Source organism: Asticcacaulis solisilvae (assembly GCF_017875235.1).
Classification (GTDB): domain Bacteria; phylum Pseudomonadota; class Alphaproteobacteria; order Caulobacterales; family Caulobacteraceae; genus Asticcacaulis; species Asticcacaulis solisilvae_A.
Genome location: NZ_JAGGMI010000033.1, coordinates 1 through 1055, shown reverse-complemented (window position 1 = coordinate 1055; position 1055 = coordinate 1). Strand labels below are relative to the sequence as shown.

Below are 1055 nucleotides of genomic sequence, written 5' to 3'. Positions count from 1 at the left end.
CTAGAGCAGATTTCTAGCGGTTTGAATCGATAGGGGATTCCCATTCCGTCCGAACAGTGATTCAAACTTGGTGCTGGGAGGAGGCCAGTACCGATGCCGAAATCTCTGTCAATGGACCTTCGTGCCCGTGTGGTTGGGGCAATTGCGGATGGTGCGTCACGGCGCCAAGCCGCGGCCCGTTTTGGTGTAAGTGTAGCCAGCGCGATCCGATGGCAGAGCCTTGTCCAGTCGGAAGGCGATCCTTCGCCGAAGAAGCAAGGGGGGGACCAGCGCTCTCATGTTATCGAAGCCCATTCCGAGGCGATATTGACGATCCTTGCCTCCAAGGACGACATCACTCTCGACGAACTGCAGGAGGGTCTTGCCAGCCAGGGTGTCCACGCAGGACGTACGACGCTGTGGCGCTTCTTCAAGCGTCGAAAGATCACGCTTAAAAAAAGTCGGCGCACGCGGCCGAGCAAAGCCGTCCCGATGTCCTGAGCCGCCGGCGGCTATGGTTTGAAAGCCAGCTTGAACTCGATCCGGAGCGGCTGGTGTTCCTGGATGAGACCGGGGCCAGCACAAAGATGGCCAGGCTTTATGGCCGCGCACCCCGAGGACAAAGACTGCGATCGGCCATTCCTCATGGCCACTGGAAGACAACGACCTTTATCGGCGGTCTGCGCTTGTCGGGCATGACTGCGCCCATGGTCCTGGATGGCCCGATGACAGGTGATTGGTTCCACGCCTATGTGGATCAGGTCCTGGCGCCGACACTAAAGCCGGGTGACATCGTCATTCTGGACAACTTGCCTGCGCACCGAAATCTCGAAGCTCGACATGCCATCGAAGCAAAAGGCGCCCAGCTCAAGTTCCTGCCGCCATACTCACCCGACTTCAATCCGATCGAGAACGCCTTCGCCAAGTTTAAAGCCTACCTACGCAAGGAGGCTGCCCGTACCGTCGATGATCTATGGGCGGCAATAGCCAAGGCTATCGACATCTTCACACCAGCCGAATGCGCCAACATGTTCGCCGCAGCCGGATACGATGCTACGTGATCGGAATCTGCTCTA

Annotated in this window: 1 protein-coding gene; it reads left to right on the top strand. The window is 58.1% G+C overall.

The features are described 5' to 3' along the window. Positions 1-93 precede the first annotated feature (93 nt). A protein-coding gene (locus tag J2X24_RS22450) for an IS630 family transposase (RefSeq protein WP_209726329.1) occupies positions 94-1040 on the top strand; the annotation gives its coding sequence in 2 pieces (ribosomal slippage) (positions 94-433 and positions 433-1040; 948 coding nt in all). Positions 1041-1055 lie beyond the last annotated feature (15 nt).